This is a genomic window from Thermosynechococcus sp. PKX82, assembly GCF_031583255.1.
GTDB lineage: Bacteria > Cyanobacteriota > Cyanobacteriia > Thermosynechococcales > Thermosynechococcaceae > Thermosynechococcus.
The window spans coordinates 2460131-2485713 of sequence record NZ_CP134169.1; the positions used below are offsets into that span (position 1 = coordinate 2460131).

Annotated in this window: 20 protein-coding genes; 11 read left to right on the top strand and 9 right to left on the bottom strand. The window is 49.8% G+C overall.

The annotated features are described in order from the left end of the window. Positions 1-97 precede the first annotated feature (97 nt). The 3 genes from RHH53_RS12155 to folP all read left to right on the top strand — a co-directional run bounded on the left by RHH53_RS12155 (position 98) and on the right by folP (position 3959). Positions 98-1576 (top strand): phosphoglucomutase/phosphomannomutase family protein, encoded by a 1479-nt coding sequence (locus RHH53_RS12155; RefSeq protein WP_310453770.1) that lies wholly within the window; start codon positions 98-100, stop codon positions 1574-1576. 110 nt (positions 1577-1686) lie between these two features. Next, positions 1687-3120: an MFS transporter gene (locus tag RHH53_RS12160; protein ID WP_310743852.1), complete on the top strand. Its 1434-nt coding sequence runs from the start codon at positions 1687-1689 to the stop codon at positions 3118-3120. Then, positions 3117-3959 carry a dihydropteroate synthase gene (gene folP / locus RHH53_RS12165; RefSeq protein ID WP_302678412.1) on the top strand — a complete coding sequence of 281 codons (843 nt, stop codon included), beginning with the start codon at positions 3117-3119 and terminating at the stop codon, positions 3957-3959. Before RHH53_RS12160 ends, folP begins: the two co-directional genes overlap by 4 nt. Here the strand turns inward: folP and RHH53_RS12170 are convergent. Continuing rightward, on the bottom strand, positions 3956-4555 hold the full coding sequence (locus RHH53_RS12170) for a hypothetical protein (RefSeq protein WP_206200374.1): 600 nt from the start codon (positions 4553-4555) through the stop codon (positions 3956-3958). The two genes, folP and RHH53_RS12170, sit on opposite strands and share 4 nt — an antisense overlap. A 162-nt stretch (positions 4556-4717) precedes the next feature. On the opposite strand from RHH53_RS12170, the gene RHH53_RS12175 reads away from it, so the two are divergent. Further along, a complete protein-coding gene (locus tag RHH53_RS12175) occupies positions 4718-5677 on the top strand; it encodes an ARPP-1 family domain-containing protein (protein WP_302678413.1) in 960 nt (319 codons plus the stop codon). A 3-nt stretch (positions 5678-5680) separates the two neighbouring features. Here RHH53_RS12175 and RHH53_RS12180 read toward each other — a convergent pair whose 3' ends face one another. From RHH53_RS12180 to RHH53_RS12190, 3 genes are read right to left on the bottom strand one after another with little or no spacing between them, the layout of a single operon-like run. Next, complete coding sequence (locus RHH53_RS12180) at positions 5681-6151, bottom strand: hypothetical protein (RefSeq protein ID WP_310743853.1); 471 nt, start codon at positions 6149-6151, stop codon at positions 5681-5683. 11 nt (positions 6152-6162) lie between these two features. After that, positions 6163-6456 (bottom strand): Asp-tRNA(Asn)/Glu-tRNA(Gln) amidotransferase subunit GatC, encoded by a 294-nt coding sequence (gatC, locus tag RHH53_RS12185; protein WP_302678414.1) that lies wholly within the window; start codon positions 6454-6456, stop codon positions 6163-6165. Positions 6457-6466: 10 nt separating this feature from the next. Continuing rightward, entirely contained in the window at positions 6467-6988 is a 522-nt protein-coding gene (locus tag RHH53_RS12190; RefSeq protein WP_149819824.1) for a photosystem I assembly protein Ycf3, read from the bottom strand. Between the two features lie 278 nt (positions 6989-7266). Here RHH53_RS12190 and RHH53_RS12195 point away from each other — a divergent pair, with 278 nt between their 5' ends. From RHH53_RS12195 to RHH53_RS12205, 3 genes are read left to right on the top strand one after another with little or no spacing between them, the layout of a single operon-like run. Further along, entirely contained in the window at positions 7267-8121 is an 855-nt protein-coding gene (locus RHH53_RS12195) for a universal stress protein (RefSeq protein ID WP_302678415.1), read from the top strand. 15 nt (positions 8122-8136) lie between these two features. Then, positions 8137-8760, top strand: coding sequence for a DUF4129 domain-containing protein (locus RHH53_RS12200; RefSeq protein ID WP_310743854.1), 624 nt, complete (start codon positions 8137-8139; stop codon positions 8758-8760). Next, positions 8757-9884 carry a DUF4350 domain-containing protein gene (locus RHH53_RS12205; RefSeq protein ID WP_206200380.1) on the top strand — a complete coding sequence of 376 codons (1128 nt, stop codon included), beginning with the start codon at positions 8757-8759 and terminating at the stop codon, positions 9882-9884. Before RHH53_RS12200 ends, RHH53_RS12205 begins: the two co-directional genes overlap by 4 nt. A 28-nt stretch (positions 9885-9912) precedes the next feature. On the opposite strand, the gene RHH53_RS12210 is transcribed toward RHH53_RS12205, so the two are convergent. After that, a complete protein-coding gene (locus RHH53_RS12210) occupies positions 9913-10239 on the bottom strand; it encodes a 2Fe-2S iron-sulfur cluster-binding protein (protein ID WP_206200381.1) in 327 nt (108 codons plus the stop codon). 189 nt (positions 10240-10428) lie between these two features. Between RHH53_RS12210 and psbB the strand changes: the two genes are divergently transcribed. From psbB to RHH53_RS12230, 4 genes are all read left to right on the top strand, one after another. Then, positions 10429-11961, top strand: a complete 1533-nt coding sequence (gene psbB / locus RHH53_RS12215; RefSeq protein ID WP_149819834.1) for a photosystem II chlorophyll-binding protein CP47 — start codon at positions 10429-10431, stop codon at positions 11959-11961. A 19-nt stretch (positions 11962-11980) separates the two neighbouring features. Next, a complete protein-coding gene (locus RHH53_RS12220) occupies positions 11981-12079 on the top strand; it encodes a photosystem II reaction center protein T (protein ID WP_011057371.1) in 99 nt (32 codons plus the stop codon). A 260-nt stretch (positions 12080-12339) separates the two neighbouring features. Further along, positions 12340-13632 carry a histidine phosphatase family protein gene (locus RHH53_RS12225; protein WP_310743109.1) on the top strand — a complete coding sequence of 431 codons (1293 nt, stop codon included), beginning with the start codon at positions 12340-12342 and terminating at the stop codon, positions 13630-13632. A 3-nt stretch (positions 13633-13635) separates the two neighbouring features. Next, positions 13636-14901 (top strand): dihydroorotase, encoded by a 1266-nt coding sequence (locus RHH53_RS12230; protein ID WP_310438601.1) that lies wholly within the window; start codon positions 13636-13638, stop codon positions 14899-14901. Here the strand turns inward: RHH53_RS12230 and fumC are convergent. The 4 genes from fumC to RHH53_RS12250 all read right to left on the bottom strand — a co-directional run bounded on the left by fumC (position 14853) and on the right by RHH53_RS12250 (position 25252). Then, entirely contained in the window at positions 14853-16256 is a 1404-nt protein-coding gene (gene fumC / locus RHH53_RS12235) for a class II fumarate hydratase (protein WP_302677402.1), read from the bottom strand. The genes RHH53_RS12230 and fumC overlap by 49 nt on opposite strands. Before the next feature lie 232 nt (positions 16257-16488). Then, positions 16489-22215, bottom strand: coding sequence for a DEAD/DEAH box helicase (locus RHH53_RS12240; protein ID WP_310743855.1), 5727 nt, complete (start codon positions 22213-22215; stop codon positions 16489-16491). Positions 22216-22217: 2 nt separating this feature from the next. Continuing rightward, positions 22218-23570, bottom strand: coding sequence for a hypothetical protein (locus tag RHH53_RS12245; protein ID WP_310743856.1), 1353 nt, complete (start codon positions 23568-23570; stop codon positions 22218-22220). Positions 23571-23587: 17 nt separating this feature from the next. Beyond that, positions 23588-25252: a hypothetical protein gene (locus RHH53_RS12250; protein WP_310743857.1), complete on the bottom strand. Its 1665-nt coding sequence runs from the start codon at positions 25250-25252 to the stop codon at positions 23588-23590. Positions 25253-25583 lie beyond the last annotated feature (331 nt).

The following is a 25583-nucleotide window of genomic DNA, read 5'->3' on the forward strand; positions in this document are numbered from 1 at the left end:
AACAATTCGCAATAATTATATCATCCTCCTTTCCGCTTCAGAAAAGAGCTGTCTCGCAGCATGATATGTTCAGAGGGGTTCTTGGGTCTTGGGTTCTATGGTTGCTTCTGTCCTTCGCCTCGATCAGGTTTTGATTCCTGAGGATGCCCCGATTCGCTTTGGTACCGATGGCTGGCGCGGCATCATTGGCGCTGAGTTTACTTTTAACCGTTTGCTGCGGGCAGCCAAGGCAGCAGCGGCAGTGCTCCATCAAACCTATGGCAAGGGCACAACGCCTCGGATCATTGTGGGCTACGATCGCCGGTTTTTAGCGGAACAGTTTGCCGCAGCCGTTGCCCAATTACTGGCGAGCCAAGGCTATGAGGTGTGGCTTTCAAATTGTGCGGCACCGACCCCCGCCTTTAGTTGGGCCGTCAAAGCAGAGGGAGCCATTGGCGGCTTGGTAATGACGGCAAGTCACAATCCCGCTATCTATGCGGGACTGAAGGTGAAGGGCGCCTTTGGTGGCTCCGTACCCACGACCGTCACCCAAGCCATTGAAGCGCAGTTAGCTCAGGGAGAGCCGCCACCCGTGGGTGAGGCCAAAACAGACTATCAAGCCTTTGATCCGTGGCCCAGCTATTGTGCGGCCTTGCGCACTCATGTTGATCCAAGACCCATTCGTGAGGCGATCGCCAGCGGTAAGCTGCGGATCTGTGCCGATGTTATGCATGGGGTGGCCGCAGGAGGGCTAGAGCGCTTGTTGGATTTAGCGATACCAGAGTTTCGGCGCGATCGCGATCCCCTCTTTGGGGGAGGTGCTCCTGAACCCATTGGCCGTTATTTAACCGCAACCCAAGAGCAACTGCGACAACAACACAGTGCCACCCCAACAGTGTGTTTCGTCTTTGATGGTGATGCCGATCGCCTAGCAGTCATTGATGGCGAGGGGGTGCTGTACACTGCCCAAGAAATTATTCCCATCTTGATTGATCATCTGGCACAACACAGTAGCTACCGAGGGGCGGTGATCAAATCCATTAGCAGTTCTGATCTGGTGGCGCGAGTGGCCGCCCACCATGGTTTAGCGGTGATTGAAACGCCCATTGGCTTTAAGTACATTGGCGATCGCATGCTGGCAGGGGAAGCTGTCCTCTTAGGTGGTGAAGAATCGGGGGGAATCGGCTATGGCCATCATCTTCCTGAGCGAGATGCCTTACTCTCAGCACTGTACCTACTACAAGCCCTAGTGACATCTGGCTTGAGCGTAGGGGAATACTATCAACAGTTGCAGGCAACCACGAATTTTTACAGTGCCTACGATCGCGTTGATCTCACCCTCGCGTCCTTAGCGCAGCGACAACAACTAGAAGCAATCCTAGCAGCGCATCCCTTCACCCAGATTTTGGATAGCCCCGTGAGCCACTGGGAGAGCATTGACGGCTACAAGTTTCATCTAGCTGATGGCGGTTGGTTACTGATTCGCTTTAGCGGCACCGAACCCCTGCTGCGCCTCTACTGCCAAGGGAAAACGCCTGAAGAAGTGCAGCGCATTTTAGAATGGGCAAGTCAATGGGCAGTTGCAGTGGCTGGCTAATGCCCTAGAAAGCCGAGGAATTCTGAGCAGAGAGCCTATAAAGTCGTATAAGGCTCTATAAGTGAACTATAAATTGAGCCTCGTCCTCCCCAGAACCAGAGAAAACCATCATGCCACCAGAGCCAGCCAGAGGCAATTCAACCGCCACCAGTGCCCGTTCGCCCCTTTCCCTATGGACAAAACTTGCCTTTGGCGCCGGTGATCTCGGAACCGCCATCACGGCCAATTTACAGGTGTTTTTCCTGATGGTGTTCTTGACCAATGTGGCTGGCCTCAATGCGGGCTTGGCAGGCAGTGTGTTGATGATTGGCAAAATCTGGGATGCCATCAATGATCCGATCATCGGCTACCTCAGCGATCGCACCCCTGTGGGCAAGTGGGGACGCCGCCACATCTGGATGATCCTAGCAGCCCTTCCCTTTGGCATTTGCTTTTTCTTGAACTGGTGGGTACCAACGACGGATCAAGGGTTGCTCTTTGGCTACTACGTTCTCATGGGTCTCCTCTTTAACACGTTTTACACCGCAGTCAACCTACCCTACAGCGCCCTAACACCAGAACTGACAGAAGACTACAACGAACGTACTAGTCTGAATAGTTTTCGCTTTGCCTTTTCCATTGGCGGCAGTATTGGCTCGCTGCTGTTGGCGCAAATTCTCTTCCAAGTCATTCAGGAACCCAAAACTCAGTACATTGTCCTGGGGGGCATTGCCGCTGTATTATCTGTGCTGCCCATCTATTGGTGTGTCTGGGGCACACGGGGACGGGTACGGGAGTTTGAACGGCATACCCCCAGCAGTGGCCAAAGCCCTTTACCCTTGAAGACGCAACTGCGGTTGGTCTTTAGCAATCGGCCCTTCCTATTCGTGATGGGCATTTACCTCTGTTCTTGGCTGGCGGTGCAAATTACTGCCTCACTGATTCCCTTTTTTATTGGCGATTGGTTGCAAATGTCCCCCGCTGAATATACGCAAGTGGCGCTGGCGGTGCAATCGACGGCGATGATCATGCTTTTTGTTTGGAGTGCCGTGAGTCGGCGTATTGGCAAGAAGGCGGTCTATTACATGGGCATGGCACTGTGGATGATTGCCCAAGCTGGCTTGTTTTTATTGCAGCCGGGACAAACAACGCTGGTCTATATCTGCGCGATTCTGGCGGGGTTTGGGGTTTCAACGGCCTACCTTGTCCCTTGGTCAATGATTCCCGATGTGATTGATCTCGATGAACTCAACAGTGGCCAGCGGCGGGAGGGGATCTTCTATGCCTTTATGGTGCTACTGCAAAAAATTGGTCTTGCCTTGGGGCTATTTCTCGTCGGTCAGGCCTTGCAGTGGGCAGGCTACCTCTCCAGCGTTGCCGGTGAACCGCGCCCCGTTCAGCCCCCCTCGGCACTGTTGGCAATCCGCATTGCCATTGGACCGCTACCGACTTTTTTTCTCATTATTGGCATTGTTTTGGCCTACCTCTATCCGATTACGCAAGCGGTACACCAAGAGATTCTCTTAAAGCTGCACGCTAAACGGCAAGGAGAGGCTAGTGCATGAAGGGCTGGTACGTGGGCGATCGCGCTTTTGTTTGGGGGGAGCGCACCTACATCATGGGGATCTTAAATATCACCCCTGACAGTTTTAGCGATGGCGGTGACTTTTTTAATCCCGCCAGTGCCGTTGCCCATGCCTTTGAGATGGTGGCGGCAGGGGTTGATGTCATTGATATCGGCGGTGAGTCCACCCGTCCGGGCGCCAGTGAAGTGCCCATTAGTGCTGAGTTAGCGCGGGTGTTGCCCGTGATTGAGGGCATCCGTCAGCAGTCGCAGATTCCCATTTCCATTGATACCACCCATGCGGTGGTGGCGCGCGCAGCGGTTGAGGCAGGGGCGAATATTGTCAACGATGTCTCCGGCGGGCAGGCGGATCCGGAAATGTTTGCCACGGTAGCGGCATTGGGGGTGCCCTATATCCTCATGCATCGGCGGGGAACGCCAGCCACCATGCAGCACTTAACAGACTACGGGGATTTGATTGGTGATTTGCTTCGCTATTTTCAGGAACAAACGCAGCGGGCGATCGCCAGCGGCATTCCCCCCGAGCATCTGATGATTGATCCCGGTATTGGCTTTGCCAAAACCACGCCCCAGAATCTCACCCTTTTACGAGAACTGCGACAATTTCACAGCCTTGGCTATCCTCTCCTGCTGGGGCCATCGCGCAAACGCTTTATTGGTGACGTGCTGAACCTGCCCAATCCTAAAGACCGGGTTTGGGGTACTGCAGCGGTCTGCTGTCATGCCATTGCCCAAGGGGTCGAGATGGTGCGTGTCCATGATGTGGCGGCCATGGTGCAGGTGTGTCGGATGGCCGATGTGCTCTGGCGATCGCCCTAGGGAGACTCAAGCCACTTAAGGACACCCACCGCTATGAGAAAAAGACTCGCCAAGCCCTCTAAATAAGGGCCAAAGCGCAAGGGGGTTTGTTCGCGGAGTTGCTGCCCCAACCAAAAGCCACTACCAATGCAGACCCAACTGGTTACTGTACTCGCTATCACAGCACTAGCGATCGGTAACTGTGCCAAACCCGCAGCTACCCCTGTAGCAAAGTTCGTCAGGGTCAATGCTAAACCCAACAGCAGCGACTGGTAGAGCGTGAAGTCATAGGCATAGTCAAGAATTGGTAATAAGTTCGGCTTTGTGGTTTTAGAGGGATGATTCAAGTTGAGCCAGACTCCCCCCAGTGCCGATGCCCCCATGACTATTAGTAAGCCACTGCCAAGCCGCTGTGTCCAAATCAACGGCACATACTGCTGTACCCACCCACCCAACCCCATGGCCAAAAAGGTACTGCTACCCGAAAGAGCCGCAATCAGAGCATTCCCCAGCCAACTCATACGATAGCGGCGCAGACCATAGCTAACGGCCACGCTAAAGTTATCCATATTGGTGGCAAAACCAAAGAGTAGGGAGGCGATCGCGACTGGGAGCATTGGAACCTCTCAAGAATTCACCCTGAGCATAAGCGATTTCTAAGGACAAAGGCACCTGTTAATTAGGATGGTCTGGCGGGGCGATCGCAAATTTTCTGGGTGGATGCATATCCCTAACAACAGCAATGGATAACCAGATGTACACCCTTGCGAGGTGATCCCATGAATCTTCTCCAAGAACTCCTACAAACCGTTGAAATTGGCACCCCCCAAACCTTTGGTGGCATGACGCTGTTTCCTCTGCTGCGCCCGATTGTGGCAGAACCCGACTATTGGACGCTGACGGAAGCAATGAACCAAAACCTGCTGAAGATTACCGAGGTGTCTGAAGGGGGGCATGTGCCTGAACTCCTGTGCCATAACTGGAGCGATCGCTCGGTACTGCTTGTGGATGGGGAAGAACTCGTCGGTGCCAAGCAAAACCGTATTCTTAACCTCACAGTACTGGTGCCCGCCCACACTGATCTGAAAATTCCCGTTTCCTGTGTTGAACGGGGTCGCTGGCACTACCGCTGCCGTGAGTTTGCCGCTGCTGATCGCGCCTACCATGCCACAGGGCGCGCCAAGAAACTCCGCTATGTTACAGAGTCGTTGAAACGCAGGGGAAGCCGCCTTGCTGATCAGGGGGAAATCTGGGCGGATGTCGATGACCATCTGCTTTTCTTTGCTTGCAAGTCCGCCACCGATGCCCTCGCTGATGTTTATGAAAAGGAAGCCCACTCCCTCGATGAGTACGTCCAAGCATTTCGGGCGATCGCCCAGCAGATTGGTGCGCTTTTCGTCGTGCACGGTCAAATTTTGGGCTTGGAACTCTTTGACTTCCCTGCTACCTTTGGCAAACTGCTCCCCAAATTCAGCCGCAGCTACGGCCTTGAAGCCCTGAAACCCTCTCTTTCTCACGGTTCAGAAGTCACAACTGCCGATGCTAAAATCTTTTTGACGACTGTGGCGGCTGCAACGGCTGAAACCTTTGAGGCCTTGGCCGAAGGCACGGATGTGCGGCTCACCCATCCCGAAGTCATTGGTAGTGCCCTTGTGGCCAAGGGGCGAGTAGTGCACTTGAGCGCCTTTCCCACCGAGATCACCCAGTCCAAACGCCGGCGGTCAGGTTGGGAAATTTAAGTCCTAGGGACAATTGCTGCGCCCCGGTGCCGGCACACACAACTCCCATTCCGCATTGAAGGGTTCGTAGCCGAGAGCCACCCCCGCCCGTTCTGCTTGGTAGCGCACCTCCTCAAAGCAGTCAAAGCCATCGGGGCGCACGGCAATAATAATGTACTCGCGATCGCGCTGACGGCGGAGATTGGCCAACAAAATGGCCAGTGGCGAGGTCGGTTTGGCCAGATCTGCTGCCCGCACAAGCACCTTTCGCGGATGAATGATCACCCCCTCGCGACGGCACTCTAGATAGCGGGGGGTACGCCCGTCATTTTGGGCATTTTCCCGTGCCAAAATTTGCACATTGGTACGTTCTCGCCCAAGGCTGCTGGCACTGATGACCACCACTAACAGGATCAGCGTGCCAATGGTGCAGGCCAAGATCGAGAGGAAGGGAAATAAGTCCAGTTGTAAATGGTTGGATTGACGCCGCCGCACAGCCTGATGCCTTACATAATTTTGGGCACACGGAAAAAGTCATCCTCGCGATCCGGGGCGATCGCCAGCAAGTCCTCGCGATTTGGCCAAGGCTCCAACACGTCGGGACGGGTTACATTACTGACTTCAATCGCACGGGTCGTCGGTGGAATATCCGTGACATCCAGTTCACTCAATTGGTTCACATAGTCAAGGATGCTATCTAGTTGCTGGGTCAGGGCTTCAATTTCGCTTTCCTCAAGGGCGAGGCGAGCCAAGTGAGCCACCTTGCGCACATCCTCTGTGGTAATAACTTTTGTTGCCATGGGTAATCCCTTAGAAATAAACATCCATGCTGGAGCGACCCGTGGTCTTCAGCCAGTTTTGCGCCTCGATATAGTTATTGGGCGCCAGTTGAATCGCCCGTTTCCAGTAGTCTGCGGCGCGATCGAAGAGTTGTTCAGCCTCCTCGGAGCGCTGTTGCTCCTCTGCCTGTGTGCCCAAGTAGTGGTAGATCACCGCAATATTATTGAGGGCTTGGGGCATGCGGGGATTGAGTTCAAGGGCTTGGTGATAATACTCTAGGGCTTTTTCATGATCGCCGTTACTGGCGTGGATCAGGCCAATGTTGTAGAGAATGTAGCTGCGATCGTTGGGGTCTTCCTCTAGTTCTAGGGCTGCTTGGTAGTTCTCCAGTGCCTCAGCATACTCGCCATCGGCTTGGGCAGACATGCCATCGCGGTAATAGGCAAAGGCGGTTTTTGACTGCGAACTGGTGGGCAAGACCTTGAGAATGAGGTCAGCCATGACCGTAAAGGTTTTGTCAATAAAATTGTCGTTCCGTTGCGATCGCGGCATAGGGATTCCTTGAACGGCCTCTTGCCTAGTGTATCAAAAGCACTCCCAAGAGCGCCCCCTAGCCAATGCCTAAGATTTGTAGCGTTCCACCAAGAAGCCCCTAACCCAGACCTAAGATCGTCATACAGCCCTTTTCTTGAGATGTGGCGTGTACGAATGAGGAGAGCATCCTATCCTCCAGCAGTTTTGACTGTTTTCAGCGTGTGCCATCCTTGGGAAAAGGGCTGTAGTGGCCATCCGTGCCCTGATGCTCACCAGATGTTGGGAGTTTGAGATTTATGATTGAAAATATTCTATTGGCAGACTCAGGAACTGGACAATCCGAACAAATGCTCAAGTCGCTGATGGAGTTGCCAGCGATTCAACGCGCTGCCGTCACTGTTTTGCACGTGATTCCACCGAAAATTACTGCCGAGGAGATGGCCGAACAACGTCAAGCGGGTGCCAAACTCCTAGCGGAAGCCGTTGCCCGACTGCATCTTGACCCCGTCATTAGTGTCAATACCATGCTGCGGGAGGGGGATCCCAAAGATACCGTGTTGCACGTGGCCGATGAAATCAATGCCGACTTAATCATCATGGGATCGCGGGGACTCAAGCGCCTGCAATCCATTCTCGAAAACTCCGTCAGCCAATATGTGTTTCAACTGTCTTCCCGACCGATGTTGCTGGTGCGCGATGACCTCTTTGTGAAGAAAATTAACCGCATCATGGTAGCGCTCAATAATTCTGCTGCAGCCAAGGCCTCCTTGGACTTAGCCGTGCGCCTAATAGAGGGGGTCAAGGGGGGCAAACTCATTCTTGCCCACGTCAATCCCGACCTCAAAGGTCATGCTGATACCCCTAGCACGGCTGCTGAAAAAGATCCGATTCTCTCGGAAGCCGCAACGGTGGCCAAGCAGCGGGGTGTGGAATACCAGTGTGTCCTGACCACCGGCAAGCCTGGTGAAGAAATCTGCCGCATTGCGGTTGACACCAATGCCGATCTCCTCGTTCTGGGTTCCCCGGATCGGCGTCCGTCCATCGCTCGCAGTTTACCCGACTTGGATCGCCTTTTGGGCACCTCCCTGTCTGACTATGTGCGGGTCTATGCCGAGTGCCCCGTGCTCTTTGTGCGACAATCGGAGGCGTAGTCTGGTCTGGCGACGGTGACCTTTTTCGATGATCTGCGCTGGCAGGGCGATCGCCAGTGGCGACAATTGGGTGAAGCCCTTGAGTACAGCTTTCTCCAACTCTTTCGCCAGCAAACGGAGCCATTTTGGCAGGACTCCCCCTCCTTAGAGGCATGGCTACGCTGGTTCTTGCAAGGGGTCTTGCTCGTTGGCCTTGGACTCGCCCTCTATTTCCTAGGGCGCAGCCTGTGGCGATGGTGGCAGCGGCGATCGCGATCCTCCTCAGCAACACTGGCTTCTACCCTTGAGGAGCGCCCCAGACCCGTACGGGAATGGTTAGAACTGGCCCAAAGCCTACAATTGGCGAGAGACTCCCGAGGGGCCTGCCGTGCCCTCTACATGGCCTTGCTCTATCGGCTGCAGGAGGCGGGCTGGCTACGGCTACAGCCCCACTGCACCAATGGCGACTATCTACGGGAATTGGAGCGACTCTTTCAACTGGGGGAGCGATCGCCAGCCGTGCGGCGGAGTATTCAGCACCTCTTTCAAGTTCACAGTCGCAGTTACTATGGCGCCGAAGCGGTGGATGCCCAAACCCTAGCCACCTGTCAAGCCGCCTATTTTGAGGTGGAACCCTTCCTGCGGGAGCGCCAGCAATGATCGCGATCAACCGTCGCCAGTGGTTTTTCCTCGGCTTCGCTGTCCTTGTGCTGTTGGTGGTTGGTCTCCTGATTTTGGCGGTGGCTCCCAGTAGCCGCGCTGGCTCCTCCTTTGATCCCTCCCCTTGGGGCACGCAGAAATTTTATGCCTATCTGGAGCAGCAGGGGTTCCAAGTGGCGCGTTGGCAGCGGGACTATGCCAACCTCAAGGGTGAGGGGCACGTTTTCATTCAAATAAGTAGTCGTCCCATTGGCTGGTCACCGCCTCTTTTGGAGTGGCTGGCTCAGGGCAATACGCTGGTGCGCTTTTACTGGCATGGGGAACCCACCGCAGCCCCCTTTGTACAGCGCCTCTCCACTCCTCAGGGCAAGGTGTTGATTGAAACGCGCCGCCGCGTCCCCCGTCAGCGGGGCGATCGCCCCCTGCTCAAGGATGATCATGGTTCAATTGTCTATCTCAGGCAAGCCACTAGTCCCCAGAACCATGGACAACGAATCCTTGGGGTCTATCCTTGGCTGGTGGCCAATGTCTATGGCGGTGACCCCCCCCTTGCGAACTTTGCCGTTGTGGCCGAGATTTTGCAGAACGTGGTTACGCCGGGGGCAACGATTTACTTTGATGAATGGCTCCACGGCTATCGCCAACGCTCCCCAGAGGATGTGGTCAGGGAGACAGTGCCTCAAACCCTCTTCGACTACTTCAGTCGTACCCCTTGGTTGGCGGTGGGGTTGCAACTTGCCCTCTTGGTTCTCTTTTTGCTATGGCAGCAAAGTCAACGTTTTGGCCCACCCTTATTGGAGAAAGAACCCGTCTCCAGTAATAGTGCCGCCTACATTGAAGCACTAGCGGGCGTTTTGCAACGGGCACAGCAGCGGACGTTTGTTCTAAAACAGCTTCAGGATCGTCTCCGCTATGATCTGGCAAACCAATTAGGCCTTGCAACCACTGCTGCCGATCTGCCCAAGGATGCTGAACTCCTACAAGCTTGGCAACGCACCACCGGGCGATCGCCCGAACTCCTGCAAGATCTCTTCAGTGTGACCAACAGCCTCGACGATTCTCAGTTACTCAGGTGGCTAGAGCAGGCCGCCAGTGTTGTGCAGGCTCTGCAAACGGTTGACTAGTCTAATTGACCCCATCAGCAAGCCTCACCTAGCTTTTGGGCTTTGTCTTCACACACACGGGTCCATAGACAAGGGTTTGGCAAGCCAAGCGATAATTCTCTGGCTTACGGCGGAGCTTGCGTTCTTCCACTGGTGTGCGGGGGGAGAGGTTTTCCATACCCTCGACGATCTCAACAATACAGGTGCCACACTGGCCATAGCCCCCACAATTAAAGAGCTTGCCCTTGAGGGTATAGAGGTCAACCCCCGCTTCCATTGCTTTTAAGCGCAGATTCGCGCCGTCGGCAGCAATCACTTCTTTGTTTTCGTTAACAAACTTAATATTTGTGCCCACAAATTCAGCTTTGCTTGCCATAGGAACCGACGCTAGTTACCATTCTTAATACATTCTCATTTTGGCAGAAAAACTGCCCAACCGTAGCTGAAGTTACGGGTAAATTGGCCGTTAAACTCTTAGTAGGGAAGCGGTTGTTACCGTGATCCGGCTGCTTAATAAAATTTGTTCATGCAAACGCTAAATTTTTGTATAGGAGGAGCGTAGTCAATGGGACTACCCTGGTACCGAGTCCACACTGTCCTGATCAACGATCCAGGACGGTTGATTGCCGCCCACCTGATGCACACGGCATTGGTCGCCGGTTGGGCAGGGTCGATGGCTCTTTATGAGCTAGCTATTTTTGATCCCAGTGATCCCGTTCTCAACCCAATGTGGCGGCAGGGAATGTTTGTCTTGCCCTTCATGGCACGGTTGGGGGTCACGGGGTCTTGGAGCGGTTGGAGTATTACTGGCGAAACAGGGATTGACCCTGGTTTTTGGAGCTTTGAGGGGGTTGCCCTCGCTCACATCGTCCTGTCAGGTCTGTTGTTCTTGGCGGCCTGCTGGCACTGGGTCTATTGGGATTTGGAACTCTTCCGCGATCCTCGCACCGGTGAGCCTGCCCTCGACTTGCCGAAAATGTTTGGCATTCACCTGTTCCTTGCCGGTTTACTCTGCTTTAGCTTTGGTGCTTTTCACCTGACCGGTCTCTTTGGTCCTGGGATGTGGGTCTCTGACCCCTATGGCTTGACGGGCAGTGTCCAGCCTGTGGCACCCGAATGGGGACCCGATGGCTTTAATCCCTACAACCCCGGTGGTGTGGTTGCTCACCATATCGCCGCAGGCATTGTCGGTATTATTGCTGGTTTATTCCACCTGCTGGTACGTCCACCCCAACGGCTGTACAAAGCTCTGCGCATGGGGAATATTGAAACGGTACTCTCCAGCAGTATTGCTGCCGTCTTCTTTGCTGCCTTTGTTGTTGCCGGCACGATGTGGTATGGCAGTGCCACCACGCCCATTGAACTCTTTGGGCCGACGCGCTATCAGTGGGACAGTGGCTACTTCCAACAGGAAATTAACCGCCGTGTGCAGGCCTCCCTCGCCAGTGGCGCCACCCTTGAAGAGGCTTGGTCAGCCATTCCAGAGAAACTGGCCTTCTACGATTACATTGGCAACAACCCCGCCAAAGGTGGTCTCTTCCGTACTGGCCCGATGAACAAAGGGGATGGCATTGCCCAAGCTTGGAAAGGCCATGCCGTCTTCCGCAACAAAGAGGGTGAAGAACTCTTTGTCCGTCGCATGCCTGCCTTCTTTGAAAGCTTCCCCGTCATCCTCACCGATAAGAATGGCGTTGTCAAAGCCGACATTCCCTTCCGGCGTGCCGAGTCGAAGTATAGCTTTGAGCAACAAGGCGTGACCGTCAGCTTCTACGGTGGTGAATTGAACGGCCAAACCTTCACCGATCCACCCACCGTCAAGAGCTATGCCCGTAAAGCTATCTTCGGTGAGATCTTTGAATTCGATAAGGAAACCCTCAACTCCGACGGGATTTTCCGCACCAGTCCCCGTGGCTGGTTTACCTTCGGCCATGCAGTGTTTGCCTTGCTCTTCTTCTTTGGTCACATTTGGCATGGTGCCCGCACGCTGTTCCGCGATGTCTTCTCTGGGATTGATCCCGAACTGTCGCCGGAGCAAGTGGAATGGGGCTTCTACCAAAAAGTGGGCGATGTCACCACTCGTCGCAAAGAAGCTGTCTAGTCATTCCTAGGGGACTACTATGGAAACCATCACCTACGTTTTCATCTTTGCCTGCATTATCGCGCTGTTCTTCTTTGCCATCTTCTTCCGTGAGCCTCCTCGGATCACCAAGAAGTAGCCTCTGATCCATCAGCGAATAGGTCTTTAATACTTGCCGATCGCCCCTGCGGTCGGTTTTTTGATTTTTATGTGATGCTCAAGAGATGATGCCCGCCAATTCTCGAATCTGTCGCTCCTGAAGCCACAGTTTCTGCTAAAGTCTGTATGGCAAGGTGGGATGGCCAAGTTTGTTGTCTGTGAATTGTTAAGGAGAAACCTCTGAGTACCCGAGTCATCATTGTCCGCCACGGTGAAAGCACGTTTAATGTCCAAGAGCGGGTGCAAGGTCACAGTGATGCCTCTTCACTGACGGAACGCGGTCGTTGGATGGCAGCCCAAGTGGGTCTCGCTCTACAGGGCATTCCCATCCGCAAGATTTACACCAGTCCCCTGAAACGGGCAAAGGAAACCGCAGAGGGCATCCATGCTCAGCTCCAAGACCCGCAACTCAAGCCACCCCATTCCCTTGATTTACTCAAAGAGATTGCGCTGCCCGCTTGGGAAGATCTGCCCTTTGCCGAAGTGAAGGCACGGTTTCCCGAGGACTATCGCCGCTGGCAGGAAGCCCCAGAAACCTTGATGATGAAAATCACCACGGAGAGTGGCCAAACCCAGGAGTTTTTTCCGCTATTGGATCTCTACGATCGCGCGGGCATGGTTTTGGAAGCGCTGCTGACGGCTCACGAAAATGAAACGATTGTCATTGTCGGCCACAGCGGTATGAATCGTGCCCTGATTTGCACGGGTCTCGGCTTGGGGGTCAAGGGCTATTTACGGCTCCAGCAGGCCAATGGCGGCATTAGTGTCCTCAATTTCAGCAATGGCTTGCGGCAACCCGCACAACTAGAAGCCCTCAATCTCACGAGCCATCTCAATGATCCTTTTCCGCAACCCCGTTTCAAGGAGCAAACGCTGCGCATCTTTCTGGTACGCCATGGTGAAACGGACTGGAATCGCGAGGGACGCTTCCAAGGGCAAATTGATGTGCCCCTGAATGAAAATGGCCGTGCCCAAGCGGCGGCGGTGGCCGAGTTCCTCAAGGAGGTGCCCTTTCACCATGCCTTGAGTAGTCCCCTACGGCGGCCCAAGGATACGGCCTTGGCGATTTTGCAGTATCACCCTGATGTCGAGCTAGAGCTAGAACCAGCCCTTGCCGAGATTAGCCACGGGGATTGGGAGGGCAAGTTTGAACCGGAGGTGGCGGCGGCCTATCCGGGGGAACTGGAACGCTGGCGTACCACCCCGGCTCTGGTGCAAATGCCCAATGGGGAAAACCTCGAACAGGTGCGCGATCGCGTGGTTAAGGCATGGGAAGAGTGGCTGAAGCGCTGGAAAACCAATGCTCCCACCCCCCACAATGTTTTGGTTGTGGCTCATGATGCCACTAATAAGGTCTTGCTCTGCCACATTGTTGGCCTAGGCATTGAAAACTTCTGGCTCTTTAAGCAGGGCAATGGCAGCGTCACGGTAATTGACTATCCCCTCAAGGGCGGTCTGCCGCGATTGCAGGCAGTGAATATCACCACCCATTTGGGGGGCGTGCTGGATCGGACGGCGGCGGGAGCCTTGTAGGCGATGGTGTGGCGACTGTTGCAACAGGTGCGGCTGCTGGATCCGGTCAACCGCCAAGATTATCGCGCCGATGTGCTGCTGGCGGCGGATCAATTGGTGGCGATCGCCCCCCAAGAGGTACCTGCTGACGCCGAAATCATTGATGCATCAGAATGGGTGTTGGCTCCCCCCTTGGTAGATCTCTATAGCCACAGTGGTCAGCCGGGTTATGAGGCGCGAGAAACCCTTGAGACACTCTTGGCCGCTGCCGCTGCCGGTGGGGTGCAGCATTTAACCCTCTTACCGACTACAAACCCCGTGATTGATGATCCTGCCGTCTGGCAAGGGCTGCAGCAGGAGATACCGCGGACGACTTGGTCACAGGTACGGGCTTGGGGCGCACTCACCCAAGGATGCCAAGGGACGGCTTTAACCGATTTAGCGGAACTGGCGGCCAGTGGGGTAGTTGGCTTTTGTGATGATCGGGGGTTGACCCATTGGCCTTTGGTGCAGCGGGCACTCACCTATGTCCAGCCCCTAGGCAAACCCGTTGCCCTTTGGCCCTTTGACCCGGCCTTGGCCGCCAATGGGGTGGCACGGCAAAGTGGGGTAGCCACTCGTCTCGGATTGGTGGAGCAACTGGTCTGCTGTGAAACCATTCCTCTATTGGCGATTTTGGAATTGGCACGCACCGTCTCAACCCCAATTCACCTCATGCGCCTGTCAACCGCTCGCAGTGTCGAGATTCTTGCTAAGGACAAACCTGAACAGGTCAGTGCCAGTGTGTCGTGGTTACATTTGCTCTTTACGGTTGAGGATCTAGCCAGTTACGATCCGCATCTGCGCCTTGACCCGCCCCTAGGAACGGCCAGCGATCGCCAAGCCCTGATCGAAGGACTCAAAACGGGGGTTATTGAGGCGATCGCCATTGACCACACCCCCTTGCTCTATGAAGAAAAAATGGTTTCCTTTGCCGAGGCACTCCCCGGTGCCATTGGTCTCGAATTAGCCCTACCCGCCCTCTGGCAGGAACTGGTTGCCAAGGAATACTTGAGTGCCCTTGACCTGTGGCATGCCCTCAGTACGGCACCGGCGCGGATTTTGAGCATTGAGCCACCCCGTCTCGAACTGCACAGTCGCAATTTTGTGCTCTTTGATCCGACGGTGACTTGGACAGTGACGCACCAAAGCCTGCGATCGCGCGCTCGCAATACGCCCTTTTGGCAGCACTCCCTGCGGGGTCAATTAGTGTCCTTTTCACCCAGCATCAACTCTGGCCGCACCCACTGATCAAATTCCTCAGCCGTGAGATACCCCAATTCCACCGCCGCTTCCTTCAGGGTTTTACCTTCGCTGTAGGCCTTTTTCGCGACGGCTGCTGCCTTGTCATAGCCGATGTGGGGGTTCAAGGCCGTCACCAACATGAGCGATCGCTGCAAATGGCGCTGAATTTGCTCCCGATTGGGTTCAAGGCCGATTAGACAAAACTCAGTAAAGGCTTGACCGGCATCACTCAGCAGTTTGATCGATCGCAGCACATTGTGAATGATCAGGGGCTTATAAACATTGAGTTCAAAATTTCCTTGACTGCCCGCGATGCCCACTGCGGCGTCGTTGCCCATCACTTGCACACAGACCATCGTTAGGGCTTCACATTGGGTGGGGTTGACCTTACCCGGCATAATCGACGACCCCGGCTCATTAGCAGGTAAGATCAGTTCTCCTAGACCACAACGGGGGCCTGAAGCCAGCCAGCGAATGTCGTTGGCCATTTTCATCATTGCTGCGGCCAAGGTTTTCAGGGCACCACTGAGCATCACCAAGGGATCATGGGCGGCCAAGGCAGCAAAGGGGTTCTCGGCTTTGCAGAAGGGATACCCCGTCATTTGGGCTAATTCTGCCGCCACGCGATCGCCAAAACCGGCGGGGGCATTCAAACCCGTCCCCACGGCCGTACCGCCAATGGCGAGGGGATACAGATGCTGGAGTGCGTACTCAATATGGGCTTGACAGGCTGCAATTTGACTGGCGTAACCCGAGAATTCTTGGCCAAGGGTGAGAGGCACGGCATCCATCAAGTGGGTGCGGCCAATTTTAATAATGTCGGCAAAAGTGGTGACCTTTTCCTGCAATACGGCCAGTAAGTGCCGCACCATCGGCAGCAGTCGCTCCTGCAGCTCAATCACTGTGGCAATATGCATCGCCGCCGGAAAGGTGTCATTAGAAGACTGGCTACAGTTCACATGGTCATTGGGATGAATTGGCGTTTTGCTCCCCTTCACCCCCCCCGCCAGTTCAATGGCACGGTTAGCAATCACCTCATTTACATTCATATTGGTTTGGGTACCACTACCCGTCTGCCAGATGGAGAGGGGAAACTGATCATCCCAGCGCCCTTCAATGACCTCATCGGCCGCTTGCATAATCCATGCCGCTTTATCGGCAGCTAAAACCCCGAAATCGCGGTTGGCGATCGCGGCTGCCTTTTTCAGCCGTGCCATGGCATGAATAACCTCGAGGGGCATGCGCTCGTGACTGATGGGAAAATACTTTAGGGAGCGCGCCGTCTGGGCACCCCAGTAGCAGTCCGCTGGTACCTCAATGGCACCGAGGGAGTCGTATTCTAGGCGAGTTGCAATTGTCATGATTCGTCATACCGAGGGGGAGAACCCATCTCTCATCATTGCAGAAGAAGAGCCAATGCTTACCTTAGACCTATCAGAGATAGAGTGGCAACAACTGAAATAGTCTAAGTCAATATTCCGAGTCAGAGAACTTAGCGTCGGGAAATTTGGCTGGGAATGATTTAAGTTATATTGTAAAGCCGATTTTATTGCCTGATCTCTCATCAAATCAAATGAATTTACCAGTGCTCATCTAAACATAATCTCCGGGTCGTCGGAGGGCAATCAAAGGATTAGCATGTTCAATCTGATAGTTAGGGTATCGTGTTCTAGCATCTGCCACAGCTTCTATCCATTCAGGATGCTGATCGTTCCACAAGGGATGGCGGATAATTCGAATCACACTGTTGTTTCTCTGATTTTTCACAAAACCAGTTAGATTAGCAAACTGAGTAGGACTGCCATAACCAAGGTGTTGAAAAGTTGTAGAAATTGCACCAGTTACTAAACTTTGCCAAGGATTAGGGACATTCCCCCAATTAGAGGCTAAGTCTATAGTAACGGATGAGTCTCTGACCAATCGAGCCATATCCAAAGCCAATCGCCAGTCTAGGAGACCATGATAGGCAAGATTTCGATAATCTCGCAAACAGTCATTACAAGAAGTATCACAGTTTCTGCCGTGACCTTGAGAATTCAGCCAACGGTAGGCTATTGACAGAGAATTATTAGGGTCTGATTGAGCCATGACTTTCTCAAATTGATGAGGATTGGCTAAAAAATTGCAGTAGCCTGCACCATTCTCCAAACTGTCACAGAGAAACGCTTGGCCTACAACTTTGCCATCTTGAGCTAATGTACGAAATCCTGCTTGCAATTCCAGCGGATCAACATCTAAATAAGCAGAGGCGGCAATCCTGAGCCAAAAAGCGAAGGAATACCATGCCGCTCTCCCTTCTACCGTCATTGGATCAGCAAATACCCCCTCACTCCACCGGGCAATGCTTACCAAGAGAATATCACTTTTGCGGCGTGCAAGGAGTGCAATTCTATATTTCTGTCCTGAACCAGTAACACGATCGCTCCCTTCAATGGCATCGGCAACTACATAAGCTCCTGATTTGCGTTCATTGAATACTAAAGCATCTTGAAAATTGAACCCTCCCCTCCCGCCATTATCATTGATTGAAATAATATGATCGCTTACAGAAGAAACATTAGCGTTCAAAACTAAGATTGGATTACCAGCAGGAGAATTGATACTAACAGTGGGACGTGTAGAACGAGGTTGCCACTCAAACTGCCCATCATAATTCTCTGGTTTCAAATTCGTAAAAAAACCTTTTGGTTCTCTAGCATCCAAAGAACGTAAACTTTGTTGATGGCACACAGGGCATTCAAAAAGTTGATCTATTTTACTGCCAGTAATAGATTGATCAGGTTGATAGGGATAAACTACGGCTTGACAATTACTGCATAACCCCAGTGCTTGGTTAGGCTCAGGTAAAGGGGGCGAAAAACCAGGCTTAACATCAACGTAGTTACCATTGTTTTGAGGTACTAATTCCACAACTCCACAGGCGGTATGCACTGCTCTATCTCTTACAGTCTGAGAACCAGGCGCAAACTGACCGATCGCTATATCCAAATCACGATCGATGGTTTCTTTATTTGACCATTTGGTGTAGAGAAGCCTTACCCTAGTGGGAAAGCCAAACATGGGCAAGTATCCTGCATTTGCTAATCGCTCGCTCAAATTATTTTGAGTGTAGGTAGCATCTGCCACAATACGATCAATTTCAGGAATAAGGTCATTACGAAGATAAGTCAGAAATTGAGAGTCTTCTGTGCTTAAATCAACTTGGATTTTTAATGCCTTTAAAATAGATAGAATTTTTGACTCATTAGAATTATCCTGCAACCAAGCAATAATTTGAGGTTTGTATTTATGCCAATCGTCAACTTTGCCAAACTCACCATGCACGCTATCAGTTAGCTCCAAAGAGCTACTAATCCCTTTTTCTTTAAATGACTGTCGTAAAACTTCCTTGATCAACACTCGCTTAAAAATCTCCTCACTACGCATATCCACATAGGGTGGGGGAGGGGAATCACCCGTGATGCTTTCTGGGCGCTGAAAATAAAAATCGTCATGACTTCTACCCCTACAGAAAGTAACCGCTAGAGAAACTCCTGCACTACGCCGTCCCGCCCGTCCTACCCGTTGCTGATAGTTGAATCTGCGGGGGGGCATATTAGACATCATCACCGCCAGTAATGCTCCAATATCTACGCCAGCCTCCATTGTGGTCGTTACGCTTAAAAGGTCGATGCCTTGAACTCTGGGAATTTCCTGACTGATGAATACATCTTGAAACCAGCGCTGGCGTTTTGGTCGCTCATCCTTATCCGTTTGTCCTGTGAGTTCTGCCGCATTCATCCGAAAAGGATTCCCCGACTGTTCTGAAAGATAGGTGTAGTAATCAAAATCCGATCTGCTTTGGCTAGGTTCAAGCCTTACTATTGGCGCATTTTCATTTTTGGAAGTATTGCATTCAGGACAAATTCCACCCGCAGGATGAAGATAAAAAGCATTGCATTGGGGACAGCGATAACCAGGGCGAGTGCCATCACTATTCAATATCGTAGGAGGTACAAGATAAAGTCTGTCTGGATTGAGAGCAAGACAATTACCACTGGCTATACCTGCCTTAGAGTCAGCAAGCTGTCGTAGAACATCAGCGGAAGAAACATTAGCGATACGGTTACAATATCTTTCAGAATAGCCGGGCAATTTTTGATTAGTCCCTTCATGGAAATAACTGGAGTACCTATGAAGTCGGCGGGTGCCTAATTGGCGAATGACAGCATCTACTACTTGAACCAAAACATCAGAGACATCCCCGACAGGTGAATAGCTAACCCACCCTTGCCCAATATTCTCAAGTACCCTAGCTACATGAATGAATATGGCATACATCATCTCATCAGCTAACTTCCCTTCTAAACGATCGAGATGATTAGTCTGTTCAGGAGTAATAGGAGATATTGGAACAACTGATGTGCCCCAGTTATAGCACTTAAACCAAGAATGCCATTCTCTTCCACTATCTTGTCCTACTGAGTAGTTTAGGGCACTGAAATCAGTCCCCCCTGGACAAATTCCATACTGCAATAAAGAGTCTCTTAATTTGCGCCTTAAATCCAAGAGGGGAACACGATTTGGATAATCTCGGAGCATTCTTAGCCATTCACTTCTTGCCGATTCGTTGGCAGAAGGAAGATTCATAGTCCAAAAAAGTGCCTCTGTTGTGAGAGTAGAATAGGCATTAGCAAAGCGATTGCGCCGCTCCATATCATCTGACGAATTAGGTAGATTCAGATCATTTCTCAGCCTAGGATTCAGACTTTCTATTCTGTCAAGAATATCTTGGTTCGTGCAGGTTTGTTTCACAAATGATAATAAATCTCCCCAATAATCCTTAAAAGATTGAATTAGTAGTAATCGCACCATATCTCGATAGTGATCTCGCTCCATCCCCGCTGCCAGTTTTGCCGCATCTTGACGACTATCAGAAAAAATCACCAATTTACGGGGAGACCGAATACTTTGAGGGGAAGGAGCAGGCATTTCTCTCAACAAGCCGCTTGCAATCACCTGACAAGCCTTCTGAAAACCTGTGCGATGGGTACGCAGTGGAGTTGGAAATATTTTTCCTTTGCCGTAGTCTGCATCACAACGAGGACATTTACTAGGAAAAGCGGAAGCTTCATCTGAGCGACTACCCATCACTTGATAAAGCCAACCTGGTACCTGATTTTTCCTTGGCGGTGTATTCGACTGATCAAGCATTCCAGTTACATGATCTAGTTTTGCTTTAGTCCATTTACAATTAATTCCATTGTGAGTCCATTGCTCATCTTGAGGTTGAGTTTCCCAAGGATTGCGATCATTAGGTAGGGGCCAAAAAATGCGATAGTTGCCATACTTTTGACTTAATATAACTGCATCTGGAATTCCTTCCAAGTCAGGTTGATCAGGAGTGAGAATTTCCACAGTAGTATTTCCTACCTTTCTTGTAGCTTTGTATCCGCCCACTAGGACTTCGCCACAGACTTCACAAACAATTAAATCTAAGACACGAGAACCGCAGGAGCAAGATAAACTATGGTTGGCATGAATTGCTCCTATAGTTGGTCTACTTGGTTTTGGCTGACTATTTCGTAACTCTCGATCAACGGCTGGATCAGTACAATTGGGATTAGTACAAGCCCAAAGATTTTGCAAATTACGGAAAAATAAATGACCTCTCACTGGTTGGGGCGATCGACCGTTAGCTAAGGTACTCATTCCCAATGCCATTAAAAATCCTCGCATAGCATCAGAAGTAAGCTGTCCTGGTTCTCTAGCATTCGGAAAAAGCTGATCATCTAAATCTCTTACATCAGTAGCACGAACACTACCATTGACGGCTCTACAAGCATCTCTGATAGCATCTGCCGCTTCTATTTTTTCTAGAGCTTCACCCAGTTGTCTGCGTGGGTCAGAGTCACCACTGGAAGTTCCTAAATTTTCTGCCAAAGTAGTTATGTATGGCAGTGATGATTCAAGATCAGGTGGTTGCATGGGACGAAACGGATCGGGCTGAACTGAGCGAGCAAACTGAGCAAAAACATCGCTATATTGATTGATATTTAACCGTGCTCCTTCTCTAGGCGGAGTTTGCTCCCCAGTAATAAACCTAAAGTCCCCCCGACCAAAAAACTGCCGCAGAAAGTCATTTCCCTCTTGTCCTGCTTCTAAACTAGCTGTGGTCGTTAAGATTCTCAGTTGGGGTGAATCAGCAGTTAAACCGAGGCGATGGTATAACAGGCGAAGGATGTAGGCAACTTCTGTACCCGGTGTACCCCGATAGGCATGCAGCTCATCAATAATTAAGTAGAATTTATTTTCTGAATTGCTTTCTAACCATCTCTTTGTAGCATCAAATATATTGTTTTCGATACTTCGCATCATCATGATATTCAGCATTGAATAGTTGGTGATCAAAATATCAGGGGGATGGTCTTGCATATCCCAGCGCGATCGCATTTCACCACCATCTAATCTTGGAAAGTAGAAGCGTAAATCCGGCATGTCATTAAGCACTGATGGATCACTTTCAATACCACTTTGAAGATTTTTATATTCTTCTTCCATGCGTTGCATGATCGTTCTCAATTCCCCGAGCTTTTCCGAATTTTGTACTCGCCCATGACTATGATTTAGCCTAGTTTTTGTTCCAGGTACAGGGGTAAGCCCTGTGTAGCGTCCAAAGGTAATGCGGTTTCCTGCTCTAGTACGATCGAGCCATTCATGCACAGTAGGACTATCTAAAACTTTGCGTAATCGGCGTAATTGGTCTTCTACCAAAGCATTCAAGGGATAGAGAATCAAGGCGCGTACAGCCGCAGGACGAGTTTCATGGCTCCTTTGAGCAACCCAATCACCACGAGGATTATCAGTTTCATCCCACCAGCGTTGATTTGCAGGTTTAGTATTAGGTGCTGTCCAGCTTTGAGATTCTTTGGCTAACTCAGCTAAAAGTGGCAAGAGAAAGCACTCTGTTTTACCCGATCCTGTTCCCGTTGTAACCACAATATCTCTTTGATCAACGATCACCTCTTGTAAACTTTGCCATTGATGCTGATAAAGCTGAATTCCATCATCAAAGAGAGTTTGTCCAAGTTGGTCTAAGTCTTGATACTCTCTTGGTAAATTTCTTGCAGCCTCAGACAAGCTCATGCCTGATGGGGGATAAATTGGTAATGGCTCAACTAGGGGTGGAATACTCAGGACAGGATTATGGGGATCACGAAGAAATTGCAAGCGGCGATCGCGTTCTTTGGCTAGGGCAGGATACCGCAAGGGAAATGCACTCTTGATGTAAAGTTGATAAATGCGATCAAGTCTTTGGTATGTGCCAAGTAAGTCATGCATAACTACTGCTCAGTTAGTGTAATCTTGAGAGCTTCTGAAATTTCTCTAGCCAGCCGTGAACTAATTCTAGTGTAAATCAAGAAGCCATCTCGGTAGGTAGGTAACATGCCAGATGCCATAACTAAATGAGATTCATAAATCTCTGGCAACCTTTGAGCCCTAGGAATTGCCAAAGTTTTTTCTTGACGATTGTAGTAAAACTCAACATTCTGCCCAAGCGATAGAATTGCCAAAAATCTTAATCCATACCAATCACCCTGTAACCATGATTGTGTATTTTGATTGTAGAAAAAATTATATCTAAGCCGTCTAGAGTCTTTTGTCCAAAACTGATAAAATCCCGTTTCATTTTGGAAAATACAATCAATAAAGTTTGCTCCATCAAATCTCTTCAGATCAAAATTAAAAGGGAGAACACCATCAATTCTATTCAAACTATTCTGCCAATCATTAAGACTGAGAATACTTGAGGATTCAGCTAAATTAATAGAATATCCAATCTTTTGAGCTAGAATTTCAATCGTAATTTGACTGGGCAATATTAGCTTAATTCTGGGAGGTGCTTCCCCTCTTGGCTGATGTCTTTCCTTTAGTGATCCAAATTCTCTAAGCCTCTGTAAAAAGCAATGGCTACGCTGACCATGAAGTAAAAAAGTCTGATCGCTAGGTTCAGAATCAGTACCCACATGTACTAAAGAGGGCGGATTAACTTGCCATTTAGAGCCATTATCAGAGGTAGTTAAATGATTCAGTAGTTTTAGCCGCCTTAAAATGCGCTTTGGCTCATGGAGATCAAGAATTTCACAGGTTTTCTTAAAGGATTCCCATGTGCCGCTTCCTGAAGTAGATAGCCAATAAAGCAGATGTTCATGCTTAGTTGAGAATTGCCTAATTTGCTCATCACTGAGATTTTGAGTTTTAGTACTATCAACTAAGGCGAAAGGACTCTCACGAATAATTTTTTGGGATCGGTATGGAATAGGATTTGTGTAATCTTGGACATCATGTGCTGCCCCAACCATTGGTTTAATATCGTCAATAGTAAATTGGTTACGTTCCTTGCCAACAGGAAAATTAAAACATTGTTCCTTTAAGCCTTTAATAAAACTATCTACTTCAGGTGGGATATCCCCCATTTCTATGCTCTCAATCGCGATAAAAAAGTAATATTCCCCTTTTGGTTCTTTTTCGATTCTTAATAATGGTATGTACGGTACAAGATTTCTAGACTGAACTGACCTAGATATAACTTTGATTAGCTGTTTAGGTTTTAATTTCTTTGTACTTTGCTTAAATCCCATATACCATCTCACTGATCTTTGTCTACTTGTTTTCTCTTGTCTGGATTGGGTCATGATTAACTCCTTGCTGATTAAGCACTAAAACTTGTAAAATCAATTTCATCCCATGTTACAACTTTTATTAGTCCCTGAGCAGATTGCCCTGAACAGGTGGCACTAACTATAAAACTACCTTGAGTCAAATTGGGAATTGAATGCCGTTGATTAGTTGAAAAAGACTGATCAGAGTAAACCGTTTCGTTGGTAGTAATGTTGGTAATCTCTACCGCAACGGTTGGATGAAATGCAAATACTGTTACCTGTGGGAGATGATCACTGATCCATGTATTATTCTTCTTGGGTACTCTTAACCCTCCTGAAAAACTAATAGATAGCGATGTTTTCGGTTGTAGTTCATTTTTCAATTCTGCTGATTGAATAAATACTGCATCCCATGCTTTAGAAAGGACTTGACACTGATAAACTTCATACCAATCTGAGTTATCACCAAAAACTAGATATTTTGTATCACGATCGCCTTCCCATTGAATTAGGTTTTCATCTCTCAATCTTTGTAAATCTGTAAATAGTGATTCCCTGAAAAGGATAATAAACTGCTCTCCCAATTTTGGACTACTCCAGCTAGCATATACCCCTGATTCAGGGTTATCTGGATCGGGCACTAAAATCCAAAAGTCTCGCTTGGGTAAAATTAACTTCTCAGCTTGGGCATTGGGATTTATCTGATATGTTCCGCCGTTAGATATTTCTTGTCTCGACAAAGGTTGTCCGATCGGTAAATACCAGCCCGCTCTGTCTTCTCGTAAATTCCATCGTTCTCCATTGGCTTCTACTGTTAATGAACCAAGCGATCGCCCTTTTTGTTGCTTTGGATACAGGTAGTACTCAATATTTCCCAAAAAATCCTCAGTGCGATATATCCCTGCGTACAACTGGCGACTCCACTCTCTACGCTTTGTTCTACCGGTTAAGGTGTTTGGTGATCCTTCCGCCAGCCAGTCTTCGTAGGTTTCATGAATTACCTGAGCTACTGATTCATAGCGACTACGATCATCTATTAACTTTTTGAGATGCTGGGTAAATGTTGAGTATTCATTAGCCACTTTCGTAAATAATGTTTGCTCATCCCATCTTGTTTGCCATTGTTTTTCATGAAAGAGTCTTCTCAATCGATCCTTATCTGCATTACGAAGCAATGACTGGGATATTGGATAGTTAATGTATTTTCTTTGTTTACTAGAACCCTCTTCAGCTGTTGGGATAAAGCCTTTTTGAAACAACCAGCTATTCCATTCTTTCCACAAATATATTTCAGGAGCATCTTCATTAGGCCTTATTTGTAGCCCCTTTGGTCTAGATTGTCTATCCTCAGGAAGGCACAGGATTTTGCGAAACCTAGAAAAATAATTTTTCTCATCTAACTTATTATCTTCATCATCCGCCATTTCATTGGCTGCTAAAACCATAATCCCTAAAAATGCAACTCCAAGAGGGTAACCCGATTTGTCCGAATAAGACACAGTGCTTAGGTCTATTTTTTCACCTTTGACTACTCGACTTCTTACAACATTGCAGAAGCTTATAGCCCAAGATTCATGTTCACACTTTTGGGAAAAAGAACTGCCAATTTTTTCTAAGCTATCACTATCTAGGCTCAGGTAAATTTTTGTGCCGTAAGGTACATTTTGGGTAAAGTAGTTGATGAGAGCAGTATTCCAGTCAGAGTAGGTAACCATGAGACCAATATTTCTTTCATTCCTATTGGTATGTTTTTCTTGCTTTACTCTTTACTTAAGAAATGTAGGCATTGATAATGAGCAACCTTAGAAGATGGATTTGAATAATCTCTAAACGGCTGACCTGATCGACTACCTTTTAGTAAATCTTGACCAGAATAAATTAAGCTGTAGCCACGGATTGATTTAGGTCGAGAAACCCCTACAACATTTGTTCAACACGTTCAACATTATAGTCTACCTCTGCATAGCCCCAAAAGTTGACCAGTATAGAGCTTGGTGTTACTGAGTCATACAGTCTTAACGCTTGAAAAAGATGTTCTAGAAAAAT